We start from the raw sequence: 14,422 nt of genomic DNA on the forward strand, positions 1-14,422 counted from the left end.
GATGACCCGGGACGAGTTCGAGACGCTGGTCGCCGACGCCCTCGACCAGATCCCCCCGAAGCTCGCGGCGATGATGGACAACGTCGCGATCTTCGTCGAGGACGAGCCGGACCCGTCCGCCCCCGACCTGCTCGGACTCTACGAGGGCACCCCGCTCACCGAGCGCGGCGAGTGGTACGCCGGGGTGCTGCCCGACCGGATCATCATCTACATGGGCCCCACGCTGCGGTACTGCGAGTCGTACGAGCAGATCGTCGACGAGGTGCGGACCACGGTGATCCACGAGGTCGCCCACCACTTCGGCTTCGACGACCACGAGCTGCACGAGCTGGGCTGGTCCTGACCGTCCGCCGCCCGGGTCAGAGCCGGCCCGGGACGCGACACCGGACACGGCGGCGGAAACCGTTTTGGTGTTCCCGCCCGGCATCCCATATGCTTCTCGACGTCCCCGAACGCTGGATAACAGCCCGGGGGGCCGCAAGCCCTCATCGTCTAGTGGCCCAGGACGCCGCCCTTTCAAGGCGGTAGCACGGGTTCGAATCCCGTTGGGGGCACGCGTTACCGTAGTACAGTGCAGTGCCGCAAGGCCTGAGCGGAATTTTTCCGCACCAGGTCCCGTGGAGCAGTTGGTTAGCTCGCCACCCTGTCAAGGTGGAGGTCGCGGGTTCAAGTCCCGTCGGGATCGCTCGTCTCGCAAGAGACGGTGCAGTACGGCCAGGTAGCTCAGTTGGTACGAGCGTCCGCCTGAAAAGCGGAAGGTCGCCGGTTCGACCCCGGCCCTGGCCACCGCGTTTGACCAGGCACGATGCCCTCGAAGCAGATCGCTTCGGGGGCATTTTTGTGTCGTTTGACGCCAACGGCACGGCGGACGGTCGCCGTCCTCTGCCCGAAGGCGAGTACGTGACGTACTTGACGTACTTCACAGCGGGCGCGACCCTGGTTCTCGGACGAGGAGGCTCCCAATGACAGCGGTCCACTACGAGAGCTACACCGAAGCCCGCGCACACCTGAAGGACCTGCTCGACGCGGCAGGGCAAGGCCGGGTCGCGACCGTTCGCCGGGACACCGGGTACGCCGCGGTAGTCGACGCGGGGCGGCTGCGCCACGCGCTCACGCTGCTGTGTCCGTCCAAGGCCGAGGTGGTCGCAGAGGGCGGCGGCTGGTCGGTGTTCTTCCCTGGCCTCCCGGTCGCCGCGGACGGCAGCACGTTCGATGAGGCCATCGACGAGATGGTCGACGCGCTCCGCGAGTATGCGGAGGACTGGCAGGACCGACTCCTGAGCGCTCCGAACCACCGCGACAACTGGGGCCTGGTTCAGCTGATCGGTCTCAGCGACGACGCGCAGCTCCGCGACTGGCTGCTCGGAGTCGCGAAGTGACCTGGCCTCAGCCGACACGCGAACGACACGAGCAGTTCTGCAGGGTCGAAGGCTGGGACCGCGTACGTGACGCGCGCGGCCGCACCGGTACCCACCACATCACCTATGAGTTCGGGCTCCCCGATGGGGGGATCCTGCGCACTCGGGTATCGCATCCGGTCGACCGCACCGCGTACGGCGCGAGCATGTGGGCGCACGTCCTCCGCGATCAGCTGGACGTGACGGAGGATGTCTTCTGGCCGTGCGTCCTGGACGGCACACTTCCCGATCGAGGCGCGCCTGAGCCACAACGCGAGGCGCTTCCAGTTGATCTGGTCTACATGTTGATCAACCGCGTCGGACTCACCGAGGACCAGGTAGCCGAGCTGGACAAGACCCAGGCGATCGCGCGACTCCAGCAGTTCTGGACCGAGGGGCACTGACCCCGGCTGCCGAATTGCAGCCCAGGCTCACCGGTGTCCCTCGGCGCGCGCTAACGCGGCAAGGACGGGCGTCAGCCCCGCAGGGCCCGGTCGTCGAGTCGGCGCAGCAGGCCGGGCAGGTGCCGGTACCGGTCGCGGAGCGCGGCGAGCCTCTGCCGGAACTCCAGGCCGCGTCCGACGTGATCACAGGCGTCACGGAGCTCGACCAGGAGGGCCACGGCGGTGTCGTAGCGGGCGGCCTGCTTACGGGCGACGTGGTTCTCGACCTCGTGCCAGATCGCTTCCTCCTCGGCAGCCAGGGTGGTCAGCTTCTTCGCCCGTGCCTCGACTCGACCCCGCTCACCGCGCTGCCGGCGCTCGGTGACTCGCGTGTGCGCGGCATCCAGCAGTTCTGCGGCTGAGCGCTGCCCCGGCACCGTCGCGACGGGCGGCTCGCCGCGCAGCCGGCGCACGAGTTCGGCTCCCAGCTGATGCTCATCACCCAGCGCGAGGCGCAACAGGAGATCGTCCTTCTCCGTCTCGGGAAGCGCGGCGATCAGCGGCGCCAACTCCTTCTTCCCGGGCCTCTTCCGAGGTGCGGGGGTGGGCGGGCTGGCCTGGGCGGCGACCGCCAGCAGGTCGGCGTCGACGCGCAGGAAGTCCGCGAGCGCTCGCTGCGGAGCGGTGAGCCGGTCGAGCCCAGCCGGGACCGGGGGCTCAAGCGTTGCCCGATACTCATCCTCGTCGTCGTCCTGGAGTGCCCAGGCGCCGATGCCGGACAGCCATGCGAGGTACAGGGCCCGGTGATCCCCAGAAGCCAGCTCGGCCCGAACCCCCGCGATGGCACCGAGCGAGTCCTCGGCGCCCTCCTCCCAGTCCCCGCTCTCGTCCTCGCTGCGCAGGTCCAGGACGAGGTGGGTCCCGGTCGTCCATGCCTCGACACATTCGTCGAAGCAGTACGGCTCCAGCGCCCGAAGCGTGAGCTGCCCCTTGGGCACCCGCAGGATCACCTGGTGGGTGCCCCAGTTGGTCAGGTAGAGGTGAGCGTCGTAGTACTGCTCCACCATCCGCCTCGGATCACCGCGGAAGTTGCCCCACCGGTATTCGTTGGTGAAGCTGGTCGCGGTGATCCGGGCCCGGGTGGACAGCGATCGCAGCTCGTCCTGCTCCTCGCGGGTCAGCGGCCGGTCGATCGCCAGGAACTCGTAGTACTGGTACTCGCTCATCGCCGCGACCCTAGCGGGTCTGCCGATCCTCGATGATGGAATCCGTCAAGCCCGAGGCAGACAGGAACCGATGATGGAATCCGAGCAGCCACGCACCGTCGAGCAGATCCGAGGTCTCGTCAGCTGGATCGGCGCGGGGCGCAAGCTCACCCAGACGGGTAAGGTCACCCTCGCCGACGCGCGGGCCCTGGTCACTCTTCTGGAGACCGGCGACACCGTCGATCCGGCCATCGGTGACAGGACCTTCAAGACCAAGTCCAGCCAGGAGCTGTACCACCTGAACCTGCTGGTGGAGTGGGCCAGGGCGGCCCGGCTGCTTCGGGTCGCCAACGGGCGCCTGGTGCCCGTCAAGAAGAACGCGCGCGTAGTGGAGGACCCCGAGCGCCTCCTCGACGCGCTGTTCGAGGCCCTGCCGCGCATCGGTGAGGCGGTGCTCCCCTCCGGGTGGCTCGGCTCGATGCTCGCGGAGGAGTACCCCGCCGGGCTGCAGGCCGTACTGACGGGCCTCTACGCCGCCGACCTTCCGGTGCCGGAGCAGAGACTGCGGACTGCGGTGTGGGACACGCTGTCCGAGTTCTTCGTCCTCGATGGCCTTCCGGAGGACCGTCTCGGCCTCCTGCGCCGGGGCAACGATCGTGACGTGGCGCGCCTGCTCACCGTGCTCAAGGGCCTCGGCGCCGTCGAACCGACCGGTGACGCCGTCGCATTCACCGCGGCCGGCCGTGCAGCCCTGGCCCGGCTTCGCGGGGAGCCGCGCCCCGGCGACCCGGTCTACCAGCTCCGCATCCAGCTCTCCGACGTGGACCAGCCTCCGGTCTGGCGTCTCATCCAGGTACCGGCAGGCATCCGCCTCGACAGGTTGCACCAGGTCATCCAGGCCGTCATGGGCTGGCAGAACTGTCACCTGCACGCGTTCAGCGCGGATGGCGTCCAGTACGGACGCCGCTCCTCTGAACTCGACTTCGTCGACGAGACCACCGTTGTCCTGGACGTCCTGGTCAAGGAAGGTGCGCACCTCGATTACGACTACGACTTCGGCGACTCGTGGGAGCACAGCATCACCGTCGAGCGCCGGATGACCGCCGAGGCGGGCCACCACTACCCCGTCTGCGTGGACGGCGCGGGCGCCTGCCCACCCGAGGACTGCGGCGGCCCGGGCGGGTACGAGGACCTCAAGCAAACCCTCCAGGACTCCGCCAACCCGGAGCACGAGGACCTGCTTCGCTGGCTCGGTCTCAAGACAGCAGCCGACTTCGACCCGGCTTACTTCGACCTGCGTGAGATCAACCGGCAACTGTGCACCCTCGGTTGACGAGCACAGTCCGATCCCGAGACTCCGGTTGACGCCAACGCTGACGCCAACCGCCGTGCGCGATGACGTCCGAAGCCGCACTTCTGCGGACGGCGGAAGCGCTCAAACCAGGGCATCTCGACACCCCGGCTTGGCCTGAAAAGCGGAAGGTCGCCGGTTCGACCCCGGCCCTGGCCACATCGCCTGACCAGGCACGATGCCCTCGAAGCAGCTCGCTTCGAGGGCATTTTCCATGCCGTCCGACGCCAACGCGACGGCGGACGGCCACTCCGGCGCCGGGGACGGCGGACCCGCCTCCCCTGTCGCCCGACGGGCCGCCCCGCTCATGCACCGCGTGGGGACCGCGGGGGCGGGCCGCCGCGGCGCCCCGGGGCCTCCTGGGCCTTTCGGACGCCCGACGCGGGGCGAGCGCCGCGATTGCGACCGGCGGCGTGGCGGGGGTGTTCGGCCGCAAGGCCGGGTACCACCACGGGCACTCCGGTGGGTACGCGCGCACCGGTGATCCGGGCGAGTACTTCGTCGCCGGGCCGGACACGGGCGGACTCGGGGGTGATGCCGGCGGCGGCCATCATGCGCGCCGTCCCACGGCGCTGGTTGGGCAGCACGAGGGTGACGACCGTGCCGGACTCGCCGGCGCGGGCGGTACGGCCGCCGCGGTGCAGGTAGTCCTTGTGGTCGACCGGGGGGTCTACGTTGACGACCAGGTCGAGGCCGTCGACGTGGATGCCGCGGGCGGCGACGTTGGTGGCGATCAGCGCGGTGACCGCGCCCGCGCGGAACTGCTCCAGGGTGTGGGTGCGCTGCGGTTGCGACTTGCCGCTGTGCAGCGCGGCTGCCTTCACCCCGTTGGCCAGCAGGTCCTCCACCAGGCGGTCGGCTCCGCTCCTGGTCTCGGTGAACATGATCACGCCACCGTCACGGGACGCGATGTGGGCAACGGCGGAGCGCTTGTCGGAGTTCTGGACGTACAGCACGTGGTGATCCATCGTGCTGACCGCAGCCGCCGGCGGGTCCACCGAGTGGGTGACCGGGTCCTTGAGGAAGCGATGCACCAGGTGGTCGACGTTGCGGTCGAGGGTGGCGGAGAACAGCATCGTCTGACTGTCCGCGTCGACCCTGTCGAGCAGCGCGGTGACCTGCGGGAGGAATCCCATGTCGGCCATCTGGTCGGCCTCGTCGAGGACCGTGACGGTGATGTCGTCGAGCAGGCAGTCACCTCGTTGAACCAGGTCTGCAAGCCGACCGGGGGTGGCGACGACGACCTCGGCCCCACGGTTCAGAGCCAGTGCCTGGTGGTGGATCGGCATGCCGCCCACGAGGGTGGCCAGCCGGAGCCGTACCGAGCGGGCGAAGGGGAGGAGGGCGTCGGCGACCTGCTGGGCGAGGTCACGGGTGGGCACCAGGATCAGGGCCAGCGGTCGGCGCGGCTCGGCGCGGCGTCCGGCGGTACGGGCCAACAGCGGCAGCCCGAAGGCGAGGGTCTTGCCGGAGCCCGTGCGTCCGCGCCCCAGGACGTCGCGGCCCGCCAGCGAGTTCGGCAGCGTTGCGGCCTGGATCGGGAACGGCGTGGTGACGCCCTGCCGGCTCAGCGCCGCAAGCAGCGCGCCCGGCAGGTCCATTCCGCCGAACGACCCGACCGGGGGCAGCGCCGAGGTGGTACCGGACGGCGGAGCGACCCCGTGCCGGCGGCCGGCGGTCGGCGGGATCATCGGGCGGGGGGCCGGGCGCGAGCCGGAAGTCCCGTTCGAAGAACCGGTGGAACGCATCATGCGGAACCTTCCTGGGAGCGGCACACTGCCTGGAAGACTCCGCGGCGTGAGACCGCGCGGAACTCGCAAGAACGGGCCGGGACTTCGAGGAGCAGTGCGTGGACGGTGGAGCAGTACGCCCTCACACCTCGTCAACGCGCACGTGACCAGCGGTGGAACGTCAACCGGTGAAAAGCCGAAGGGCCCGCACCGTGCGAGTGCGCGGTGCGGGCCCGGGCTGCCCGGCAGGGGCCGAGCAGCGGGAAGTACTAGAGCGGGCGAATGTTCTCCGCCTGCGGGCCCTTCTGGCCCTGCGTGACGTCGAACTCGACCTTCTGGCCCTCGAGCAGCTCACGGAAGCCGTTGGCGTTGATGTTCGAGTAGTGGGCGAACACGTCAGGACCGCCGCCCTCCTGCTCGATGAAGCCGAAGCCCTTTTCCGAGTTGAACCACTTCACAGTGCCGTTAGCCATAAAAATATCCTTCGAATGGGACGTCCGAAACCCACAGGTCGCAAGTTCCGCGTCGCCGCGATGATGACCCACCCGGGGAATGGCCGGGAAACAAAATGCGCCTGCGGTCACAACCAGCAGGCGCACACAAAGTTCATGGGAACCACAACTGCAACTACCACGACTGTAGCAGGGTCCGAACCGTAACGGGGGATTTCTCCTCGGCCGGTTCACCGACGCGGCCCCGACCGGCGATGGCGCCAGGCACTCGTCCGCGCCCGCGGCTCCCCCGTTCGCCGGGAGTGCACACCGTCGTTCACGCCCGCCGGCCGAGATCCAAAAATATTCGGCGGCTCGAACCTCCCACCCGTCGAAATCGGGCGCATACTGGCCGAAATGACGAATCCAGCCGCGCCCCGGCGCCACCTGCCCACCAGCCCCTTCCGCCGGGCTCCGGCCCCGCCACCGCCCAAGCAATTCGCCGTCGGAGACCGTGTGACGCACGACGAGTACGGCCTCGGCCGCGTCATCGGCGCCGAAGGCGACGGCGAGATCGCCGTGCTCGTCGACTTCGGCTCACGGACGGAGCGGCTCCCCGCGCCCTTCCCCAGGCTCTTCCTCTTGTGACCCTCGGCACACCGGTCGACTCGGACGCCGACCGGCGCGGGGGCGGGACGGTCATCGACTCGATCCATCAGGAGCACGGCGACGTGCGGCGACGGTGCCGAGGCCGACCGCCCCGGACGGTGGCATCCCCCTGCGGCCTTCCGTGGACGGCACAGTCGCCCGGACCAGGCAGCATCAACCGCCCGGCTCGGCCTGAAAAGGCGTCCCCGGCACGGGTCAGCGCGGCCCGGGGCCCTGTTCCACCGGGAGGTCGGACGGGCGGCCCCACTCGCTCCACGAGCCGTCGTAGACGACGACGTCGCGGTAGCCGGCCAGCTCGGCGCCCAGGGCCAGGACACAGGCGGTGACCCCGGAGCCGCAGCTGAGGACCAGCTTCTCCCGGCCGCCGGCCGCGGCCGCGATCCGGGCCTTCAGCTCCCCGGCGGGCCGCATCCGGCCGTCCTCCTGGAGGTCCGGGAAGGGCAGGTTCACCGCGCCGGGGATGTGGCCGCGGCGCAGGCCCGGCCGGGGCTCCTCGACCCGGCCGCTGTAGCGCTCGCGGCTGCGGGCGTCGAGCACCGCGCAGGCGTCGTCGGCCAGTGCCCCGGCCACCGCGTGGCGGTCCACCAGCAGCCCCGGGCGGGGCCTGGCCGTGAACGTCCCCGGCGCGGGCGGTTCCTCCTCGGCGCCCGCCGCCGCCAGCGGCAGCCCGGCGGCCTCCCAGACGGGCAGCCCGCCGTCGAGGACGGCGGCCCGGTCGAAGCCCATCGCGCGCAGCATCCACCAGGCGCGGGCGCTGGAGTAGATGCCCGCGTTGTCGTAGACCACCACCACGCTGTCCTCGTGCACCCCGAGCGCCCGCACCACGCGCTCGAACTGCTCCGGGGCGGGCATGGTGTGCGGCAGCGGGTCCGAGAGGTCGGAGAGCGCGCCGTCGATGTCGAACTCCCGGGCGCCCGGGATCGGCCGCCGGATGCCGCGGTACACCCCGACGCTGGCGTCGAGCACCACCAGGCCGGGCCGGCCGAGCCGCTCCGCGAGCCAGTCGGCCGCCACCAGCGGCCCGGGGGGAGTCAGCAGAACCATGGCGCGCACCATCTCCGTTCCGGCCCGGCCCGCACACCGGGCGGGCATCCGACGCACAGTAGTGCACGTACCGACGGCCCCGGCGGCGTTTGCGGGACAACCGATCGGTGGAGCGGCGGGCCGGGGGCGGGGGCGCCGTGGGGGCGCCGCGGGCGGAAGCGGTGCCGGGCGCCGTTGCCCACCCCCGTGGGGCAGCGGCGCTCCGGAGTCTGCGGGGCCGGGTGACGGCGGTTCGGCCGCGCACCGGCGGGCCGGTGTGGTCGATCCTGCTGAATGCGTGATGGCCTGTCAACTATCGTGGATCGTGATGGGGGCTGCTCCCGGATACCGGCACGCGTCGTGCACCGTTCGGGCACTTATCCCTCAACGATCGTGCAAGTCGGTGCACCCGGGGGATACTGGCGGAGCGTCAGATCGTTCTATGATCCGCGCATGTCCACCGAATCTGCGCGACCGGCGGGCTCCGGCGGGCCGTCCGGCGAGGGTGCGGAGCCGTCGGGCTCCCCCGACTTCGCGGCCCGCTTCCGGCGCCTGATCAAGGTGATCTACCCGAAGGACCTCGGCCGCCCCTGGCGGGACTCCGAGATCGCCGTCGGCACCGGGCTGAGCGGCACCTACATCGGCAACCTCCGCAAGGGCACGCAGAAGCCGAGCCTGGAGAACGCCGTGAAGATCGCCAAGTTCTTCGGCGTCCCGCTGGACTACTTCAGCGACTCGGCGACCGCGCAGGCCGTCGAGCGCGACCTGCAGCGGATCGAGGCGCTGCGGGACGCCCGGGTGGAGCGGATCGCGATGCGGGCGGCCGGCCTTCCGCCGGAGATGCAGGACGCGGCACTCACCGTCGTGGAACAGTTGCGCCGGGCGGTCGGACTGCCCGACGACGGTGACCCGGTGGCGTGAGCGGCGTGACCGGGCAGCAGACGCCGCTGGGCCACTGGCGGCTTCCCGAGGGGGAGCACGTGCGAGGTGTGGGGCGTACCCGCCGCCGGATGAGGGGCGTGGCCAGGCAGCTGGGACTGCCGCCGCTGAGCACCGTCGAGGAGCTGTGCGCGGCGGTCGCCGAGCGCTCGGGCCGACCGGTGCGGCTGTCGCCCCGCCGGATGCGGGTGGGGGAGCCGTCCGGCTTCGTCGAGCGGCTCCCGGACGAGGACGTCGTCCACTTCGAGCAGGAGACCTCCGGCCTGCACCAGGCGCACATCATCTGCCACGAACTGGCCCACCTGCTGTGCGGGCACCTGCCGGAGGCCCCGCCGCCCGGCGCGGAGGCCGAGCTGGTGGAGCTGCCCACCATCGATCCGGCCGTGCTGCGGCTGGTGCTGGGCCGCTCGCACTACGACGACGCCGCCGAGGAGGAGGCCGAGGTGCTGGGGGCCGAACTGCTGCGGATCCTGGTCCTGGCACCGGGCGCCGGAACGACCTCGCAGCTGGCGCCCGCCCTGGAGCACCGCAAGGGGCAGCATGTCTGAGCCGTACGCCGCTGCCGCGGCCTCCGCGGCCCCGGCGGTGTCCGAGGCGCCGTTCAACGCCGTCTACCTGGCGATCGGCGCGGCCGCCTGGGCGGTGGCCTGCCTCAAGGTCCGGGCGTGGCGCCGCGACCCCTCGGCGGGCCTGCTGGTGGTGGCGCTGGCGATCGCCTCGCCGGCCACCTCCTTCCTGATGGCCGCACCCGTCGTGTACCGCCTGATCGACCGGGTCGCGCACGTCGGCAACCTGGCGACCCTGCTGGTCTACCTGGGCATCACCGGTTTCTCGGCCGCGACCGTGGTGCTGGCGCTGATCTGGACGCCCCCGGGGGAGCGCTCCGGCGACCGGATCTGGGACGCCTCCTCGGCGGTCACCCGGCGCCGGATACGGCAGCGCCTGGCGGTGTTCGCGGTGCTGGCACCGCTGATGGCGGTGCTGTTCGCCGCGGGCCGGGCCGGCAGCCCGGAGACGCCGCTGACCTTCGACACCACCTTCGCCACGGTGCCCGCGATCGCCTGCTTCCTCGCCCTCTACCAGGGCGTCTTCGCCTTCGCGCTGGTCGACATCGGACGGGTCTGCCTGGGCCACGCGGCCCGGCTGCCGGACGGCTGGCTGCGCCGCGGCATCCGGCTGATCGCGTACGGCTCGGTCACCGCCTGCGGGTACGTGCTCTGCAAGATCACGGCGATCGCGGCGGCTGCGGCCGGCACCGGCGGTCTCGACTGGCTGAGCACCGCGGCGGGGCCCGCCTTCGCGGCGGCCGGCGCCCTGCTGATCACCGCCGGCTTCGCCGGCCCGGCGGGCGCGGCCTGGGCCCGCCGGCGGCGCGACTACCGGGCCCTGCGCCCGCTCTGGGACCTCGTCTACCGGGCGGACCGCCGCCTCGCCCTGGAGGCCCCGCCGGCCCGCTGGACGGAGCGCCTGGCCCTGCGCGACCTGGAGTGGCGCACCACCCGGCGCGGCCTGGAGATCCGGGACGGACAGCTGACCCTGCGTCCCTGGGTGGACCCGGCCGTGGTCGACGGAGGCCTGCGGATCGCCGAACGGGCCGGGCTGGACGAGGCCGAGCGCGCCGCCCTGGTGGTGGCCGCCGGGCTGCGGTCCGCCGTCGCGGCGCTGGACGCCGGGCGCCCGCCGAGGCCCCGCGAGGAGCAGGCCGCGCTGCCCGGCCTCGACGCCGACCCCGCCGAGGAGCGGGCGCACCTCGTCCGCGTCGCCCGCGGACTCGACGGCCCGCTCACCGAAGAGGCCCTCGCCACGGCCCGGACGCCGTGAGCGCACCCGAACCGGACGACCCGCTCGACCCGGACGCCGCCGGCGGCCCCCGCCCCGCGGGCCCGCGCGACGCGTACGCCCGGCTGGTGCTGGAGGTGATGCCGGAGGAGTGCAAGGCCGGGCTGACCCTGGGCTTCGTCCGGACGTTCGCGGTGCCGGAGATCGCCGCGGTGCTGCACGGCACCGGCCGGGTCACCGGGCAGCCGAAGGCGCGGGGCAAGGCGACCGGTGCGGCGATGTTCACGCTGATCGGGTGCGGCCCGGACAGTGCGGAGGGCCGCGAGGTGGTGGCCGCGCTGCGGCGGATCCACGACCGCCCGGACATCACGCCGGAGCTGATGCACTACGTGCTGGCCTGTTTCACGGTCTGCCCGCTGCGCTTCGCGGACGCGTACGGGCCCCGTCCCACGACACCCGCCGAGCGGGACGCCGCGTACGCCTTCCACCGGGAGCTCGCCGCCGCCCTGGGCCTGCCCGAGCCGCCCGGCGGCGGCCTCGCCGGCACCGAGGAATGGATGCGCGGCTTCGAGCGCCGCCGTTTCGAGCCGACCCCGGCGGGCAGGGAGCTGTGGGCCTCGGCCCGCGGCCTGCTGGCCTCCCGGCTGCCGCGGCGGCTGGCACCGCTCGTCCCGGTGTTCGCGGCGGCCCTGCTGGACGCACCGCTGCGCGAGGCGCTCGGCGTCCGTCGGCCGCCGCTGCCGGTCCGCGCACTGGTGGCGGGGGCGCTGAAGGCCCGCTCCCGGCGCCGTACGGGCCGGCCGGAGGAAGGTGCCGCACCCCGCTCCGAGTGACGCGGGCCTTACGGCGCCGGGCGCACACTGGAACTGCACGCCGGGCGTCTCCGGCACGGCGGTACGGGATCGGCCGCAGCTCCGCGGCCGGCGGTCCGCCGCCGGGCCCCGGCCCGGAGGTGCCCGTGGAATCGGCTCCGGCAGCGCCCCGGCGCTGCGGCCCCTCTGCCGTCCTGCGCCGGCTGGCGGGCGGGCTCGGACGGAACCGCACCCGCCCGCTGCCCGACCCCGCCGCCTTTTCGCTGGGCCGCCGGACGCAGGCCGCCGCCCTGCTCGCGGTGCTGGACGAGGCGGTGGAGGAGCAGGTGTCCGCGGACCTCGCGCTCGCGATGTGCGGGGAGCCCGGTCCGGTGCCCCCGGGGCTGGCGGAGCAGTTGTCCCGGCAGTCCGTGCGCTACGCCCGGCTGGCGGGGTGGCTGCGGGCGCTGCCGGCCGACGGCGACCTGGCCGGGGTGCGCGACCTCGCGGTGCGGCTGGTCAGCTACCACCAGTGGATGCTGCACCAGTCCGCGAACCTGGCGTTCTCCGGCCACCACCGGCCGCGGTGCGAGGCGGCGCGGCAGCGGATCAACGGCCTCGGCGCTCCGGCGGACCGGCTGCGCGAGCTGCGCGACCGGCTGCAGGCCGAGGCCGGGATGTGATCCTTCGTCAGCCGACGGTCCGACAGGCGCCTTGCCGGACGGCGGTGCAGCGGGGTCGGCGGCACCTAGTAGGCTCCACGGCGCACTTGTGGCCGCGGGCGGACCGCCCGCGGCCGGGGGCGGTCCGCCGGGCGTACGGCGGGCCGTGGACAGCCATCTAGGGGGAATCCGCCATGCGCATCCGTCCTGCGGCCATTGCCGCTCTGCTGATCGCGACCTCGTTCGGCGCGGCCGCCTGCGGCCCTGAGGACTCCGGGAGCGACACCGCGCTCCAGGCGCCCAGCACCGCTGCCGCCGCGCCGTCGACCCCGGCAGGCGAGCCGTCGGCCGACAAGGCCGCCCCGGCCGCCTCCGCGTCGGCCGGCAAGGCCACCGGCGCCGCGGAGGACGACAACGGCGGCCGCGGGCCGAACTGCAAGGAGTACTTCAAGACCCACAAGGTCATCCACGTCCGGTCGGTCGACAAGGGCTTCGGGAAGCTGATCGCCCAGAAGGTGACCGCCAACTGCACGGACAACGGCCTCTTCTTCAAGTGGGAGGAGAAGGACACCTCCTTCGCCGTCTCGCCCGAGGCGAAGATCACCGTGTTCACGGCCGAGTACTACGCGAAGCCGAAGACCGTGACGGTGAAGAACGGCACCGCCGCCGACGGCATGGCGCACGTGAAGACCTGCGCGGAGACGCCGCACGCCACCGAGCCGGAGAAGCTGCCCGCCGGGTACGTCTGCACCCAGGACACCTACGAGTACACCGTGGACTCGAAGGGCGCCATCACCTCGATGCGGGAGACCTGGAGCTCCTGACCAAAAGCCCGTGGCCCCCGGCGGCGGACCGCCGGGGGCCACGGGCCGCCGCGACCGCTACATCCCGTTCTTGCGGATGGCGGTGTAGGAGGAGAACTCGGAGAGCGAGGTCTCGCGGGAGACGCAGCCGCGGCTGCCGCTGTCCTCCAGGACGATCATCCGGGTGTGCGACGCGTCCGCCCAGCCGCCGAAGAGCACGACGTGCTGCGAGCCGCCCTCCCGGTGGACGACCATCGCATCGCCGGGCTTCATCTCGCCCTTGGAGATGTGGTGGGCGATGCCGGCGCTCTCGCTGATCAGCGGGCCGGTGGAGGTGCCGCCGCCCGAGGTGTTCAGGCCCCAGGCTGCGGACACGAAGCCCGAGCAGTCGACGCGGTAGCCGTTGGTGACGGCGCCCTGGCTGTAGCCGAGCTTCCGGTTGACCCGCTCCATGGCGCGCTCGACCATCGCCCGGCGCTCGTCGGAGACGCCTTCGAGCTTCGGCTGGGCGAGGGCGCCGGCGCCGCCGCCGTTGCGCGGGTGCCACTTGTGGCTCGGGCTCCAGTCGTCCCAGCCCTTGCCGTTGATCATGTGGGTCTTCCAGGTGCCGTCGCTCCGGTCCTTGATCTTCGGACCGTCGTGCCGGCCGCCGGGGCGCAGGGTGACGCCCGAGCCGTCGTTCCCGCTGCTGTCGGTGCCCGTGTGGGGGGAGTCGGGGGTCTTGTGGTGGCCGCCGCCACCGCTCCCGCTGCCGCCGCCGTTGCCGCCCCCACCGCCGCCGCCGGTGCCGTCGATGCCGGTGTGCGGGCCCTTGGGCTTCTCCTGGCCGTCGTGCTTGCCCTTGAGGTCCTCGAGGATCTTGCGCTCCGCGGCCTGGTACTCCGCGATGACCTTCTTGATCTTCTGCGCGTCCTCACCGAGGTGGTCGGTGAGCTGCTTCTTCGAGGCCTCCAGCGCGTCGGCCTTCTGCTCGATCGCCTCGAGGTGCCGGGCGACGTTGTAGGCGACGGCGAGGAAGTTGACGACGCCGAGCGGGCCGCCGGCGGCAACGTCCATGGCGGCGGCCCGGCCGATGGCGCTCTTGATGGCCCCGACCTTCTGGGTCATCTCGGCCATGCGCTGGTTGATCTTCTGGAAGTCGTTCTGGATCTTCGCCAGCTCCTGCAGCTGGTACCCGAACTTGTCGCCCATGGGGCGCTCCCCCTCGTGTGGTGTGGATGACGGACGTGCGGCCGGGGCGGGTACGACCGCGCCGGCGG

The 14,422-nt window shown here is 72.3% G+C and carries 16 protein-coding genes and 3 tRNA genes; 14 read left to right on the forward strand and 5 right to left on the reverse strand.

Annotated features, from left to right (window positions below):
* Window position 1: 1 nt before the first annotated feature.
* The 6 genes from AB0M03_RS19380 (at window position 2) to AB0M03_RS19405 (ending at window position 1,801) form a co-directional block, all read left to right on the forward strand.
* Window positions 2-343 (forward strand): metallopeptidase family protein, encoded by a 342-nt coding sequence (locus AB0M03_RS19380; protein WP_363492823.1) that lies wholly within the window; start codon window positions 2-4, stop codon window positions 341-343.
* A 138-nt stretch (window positions 344-481) separates the two neighbouring features.
* Window positions 482-554 (forward strand) — tRNA-Glu (locus AB0M03_RS19385).
* A 57-nt stretch (window positions 555-611) separates the two neighbouring features.
* Window positions 612-685, forward strand: a tRNA-Asp gene (locus AB0M03_RS19390).
* Between the two features lie 27 nt (window positions 686-712).
* A tRNA-Phe gene (locus tag AB0M03_RS19395) sits at window positions 713-786 on the forward strand.
* A gap of 176 nt (window positions 787-962) precedes the next feature.
* Window positions 963-1,379, forward strand: a complete 417-nt coding sequence (locus AB0M03_RS19400; RefSeq protein WP_363492775.1) for a prevent-host-death protein — start codon at window positions 963-965, stop codon at window positions 1,377-1,379.
* Window positions 1,376-1,801: a cytotoxic translational repressor of toxin-antitoxin stability system gene (locus AB0M03_RS19405; RefSeq protein WP_363492776.1), complete on the forward strand. Its 426-nt coding sequence runs from the start codon at window positions 1,376-1,378 to the stop codon at window positions 1,799-1,801. The genes AB0M03_RS19400 and AB0M03_RS19405 overlap by 4 nt, the downstream gene beginning before the upstream one ends.
* A 71-nt stretch (window positions 1,802-1,872) precedes the next feature.
* Here AB0M03_RS19405 and AB0M03_RS19410 read toward each other — a convergent pair whose 3' ends face one another.
* The gene (locus tag AB0M03_RS19410; protein ID WP_363492777.1) at window positions 1,873-3,006 is read right to left on the reverse strand and encodes a hypothetical protein; all 1,134 of its coding nucleotides are present in this window, start codon (window positions 3,004-3,006) and stop codon (window positions 1,873-1,875) included.
* Window positions 3,007-3,079: 73 nt separating this feature from the next.
* Here AB0M03_RS19410 and AB0M03_RS19415 point away from each other — a divergent pair, with 73 nt between their 5' ends.
* Window positions 3,080-4,318, forward strand: coding sequence for a plasmid pRiA4b ORF-3 family protein (locus AB0M03_RS19415; RefSeq protein ID WP_363492778.1), 1,239 nt, complete (start codon window positions 3,080-3,082; stop codon window positions 4,316-4,318).
* 323 nt (window positions 4,319-4,641) lie between these two features.
* On the opposite strand, the gene AB0M03_RS19420 is transcribed toward AB0M03_RS19415, so the two are convergent.
* Both AB0M03_RS19420 and AB0M03_RS19425 read right to left on the reverse strand, forming a co-directional pair.
* Window positions 4,642-6,027, reverse strand: coding sequence for a DEAD/DEAH box helicase (locus tag AB0M03_RS19420; RefSeq protein WP_363492779.1), 1,386 nt, complete (start codon window positions 6,025-6,027; stop codon window positions 4,642-4,644).
* A gap of 308 nt (window positions 6,028-6,335) precedes the next feature.
* Entirely contained in the window at window positions 6,336-6,539 is a 204-nt protein-coding gene (locus AB0M03_RS19425; protein WP_045694210.1) for a cold-shock protein, read from the reverse strand.
* A gap of 375 nt (window positions 6,540-6,914) precedes the next feature.
* Here AB0M03_RS19425 and AB0M03_RS19430 point away from each other — a divergent pair, with 375 nt between their 5' ends.
* Window positions 6,915-7,145 (forward strand): hypothetical protein, encoded by a 231-nt coding sequence (locus AB0M03_RS19430; RefSeq protein WP_363492780.1) that lies wholly within the window; start codon window positions 6,915-6,917, stop codon window positions 7,143-7,145.
* 216 nt (window positions 7,146-7,361) lie between these two features.
* Here AB0M03_RS19430 and AB0M03_RS19435 read toward each other — a convergent pair whose 3' ends face one another.
* Window positions 7,362-8,210, reverse strand: a complete 849-nt coding sequence (locus tag AB0M03_RS19435; protein ID WP_363492781.1) for a sulfurtransferase — start codon at window positions 8,208-8,210, stop codon at window positions 7,362-7,364.
* A gap of 432 nt (window positions 8,211-8,642) precedes the next feature.
* Here AB0M03_RS19435 and AB0M03_RS19440 point away from each other — a divergent pair, with 432 nt between their 5' ends.
* The 6 genes from AB0M03_RS19440 to AB0M03_RS19465 all read left to right on the forward strand — a co-directional run bounded on the left by AB0M03_RS19440 (window position 8,643) and on the right by AB0M03_RS19465 (window position 13,184).
* Window positions 8,643-9,110: a helix-turn-helix domain-containing protein gene (locus tag AB0M03_RS19440; RefSeq protein ID WP_363492782.1), complete on the forward strand. Its 468-nt coding sequence runs from the start codon at window positions 8,643-8,645 to the stop codon at window positions 9,108-9,110.
* A 98-nt stretch (window positions 9,111-9,208) separates the two neighbouring features.
* Entirely contained in the window at window positions 9,209-9,676 is a 468-nt protein-coding gene (locus tag AB0M03_RS19445) for a hypothetical protein (RefSeq protein WP_363492783.1), read from the forward strand.
* A complete protein-coding gene (locus AB0M03_RS19450) occupies window positions 9,669-10,949 on the forward strand; it encodes an MAB_1171c family putative transporter (protein ID WP_363492784.1) in 1,281 nt (426 codons plus the stop codon). The genes AB0M03_RS19445 and AB0M03_RS19450 overlap by 8 nt, the downstream gene beginning before the upstream one ends.
* The gene (locus AB0M03_RS19455) at window positions 10,946-11,740 is read left to right on the forward strand and encodes an oxygenase MpaB family protein (protein WP_363492785.1); all 795 of its coding nucleotides are present in this window, start codon (window positions 10,946-10,948) and stop codon (window positions 11,738-11,740) included. Before AB0M03_RS19450 ends, AB0M03_RS19455 begins: the two co-directional genes overlap by 4 nt.
* A 125-nt stretch (window positions 11,741-11,865) precedes the next feature.
* Window positions 11,866-12,381 carry a hypothetical protein gene (locus tag AB0M03_RS19460; protein ID WP_363492786.1) on the forward strand — a complete coding sequence of 172 codons (516 nt, stop codon included), beginning with the start codon at window positions 11,866-11,868 and terminating at the stop codon, window positions 12,379-12,381.
* A 173-nt stretch (window positions 12,382-12,554) separates the two neighbouring features.
* Entirely contained in the window at window positions 12,555-13,184 is a 630-nt protein-coding gene (locus AB0M03_RS19465; protein ID WP_363492787.1) for a hypothetical protein, read from the forward strand.
* 57 nt (window positions 13,185-13,241) lie between these two features.
* On the opposite strand, the gene AB0M03_RS19470 is transcribed toward AB0M03_RS19465, so the two are convergent.
* Window positions 13,242-14,354, reverse strand: coding sequence for an ABC transporter C-terminal domain-containing protein (locus AB0M03_RS19470; protein WP_363492788.1), 1,113 nt, complete (start codon window positions 14,352-14,354; stop codon window positions 13,242-13,244).
* Window positions 14,355-14,422 lie beyond the last annotated feature (68 nt).

The sequence above is a fragment of the Kitasatospora sp. NPDC051914 genome, from assembly GCF_040680995.1.
Taxonomy (GTDB): domain Bacteria; phylum Actinomycetota; class Actinomycetes; order Streptomycetales; family Streptomycetaceae; genus Kitasatospora.

What these genes read in the sequence shown, in the direction of transcription:
- AB0M03_RS19380 (WP_363492823.1), top strand. Translation starts at nt 2, where the DNA reads ATGACCCGGGACGAGTTCGAGACGCTGGTCGCCGACGCCCTCGACCAG.
- AB0M03_RS19400 (WP_363492775.1), top strand. Translation starts at nt 963, where the DNA reads ATGACAGCGGTCCACTACGAGAGCTACACCGAAGCCCGCGCACACCTG.
- AB0M03_RS19410 (WP_363492777.1), bottom strand. Translation starts at nt 3,006, where the DNA reads ATGAGCGAGTACCAGTACTACGAGTTCCTGGCGATCGACCGGCCGCTG.
- AB0M03_RS19415 (WP_363492778.1), top strand. Translation starts at nt 3,080, where the DNA reads ATGGAATCCGAGCAGCCACGCACCGTCGAGCAGATCCGAGGTCTCGTC.
- AB0M03_RS19420 (WP_363492779.1), bottom strand. Translation starts at nt 6,027, where the DNA reads ATGATCCCGCCGACCGCCGGCCGCCGGCACGGGGTCGCTCCGCCGTCC.
- AB0M03_RS19425 (WP_045694210.1), bottom strand. Translation starts at nt 6,539, where the DNA reads ATGGCTAACGGCACTGTGAAGTGGTTCAACTCGGAAAAGGGCTTCGGC.
- AB0M03_RS19430 (WP_363492780.1), top strand. Translation starts at nt 6,915, where the DNA reads ATGACGAATCCAGCCGCGCCCCGGCGCCACCTGCCCACCAGCCCCTTC.
- AB0M03_RS19435 (WP_363492781.1), bottom strand. Translation starts at nt 8,210, where the DNA reads ATGGTTCTGCTGACTCCCCCCGGGCCGCTGGTGGCGGCCGACTGGCTC.
- AB0M03_RS19440 (WP_363492782.1), top strand. Translation starts at nt 8,643, where the DNA reads ATGTCCACCGAATCTGCGCGACCGGCGGGCTCCGGCGGGCCGTCCGGC.
- AB0M03_RS19450 (WP_363492784.1), top strand. Translation starts at nt 9,669, where the DNA reads ATGTCTGAGCCGTACGCCGCTGCCGCGGCCTCCGCGGCCCCGGCGGTG.
- AB0M03_RS19465 (WP_363492787.1), top strand. Translation starts at nt 12,555, where the DNA reads ATGCGCATCCGTCCTGCGGCCATTGCCGCTCTGCTGATCGCGACCTCG.
- AB0M03_RS19470 (WP_363492788.1), bottom strand. Translation starts at nt 14,354, where the DNA reads ATGGGCGACAAGTTCGGGTACCAGCTGCAGGAGCTGGCGAAGATCCAG.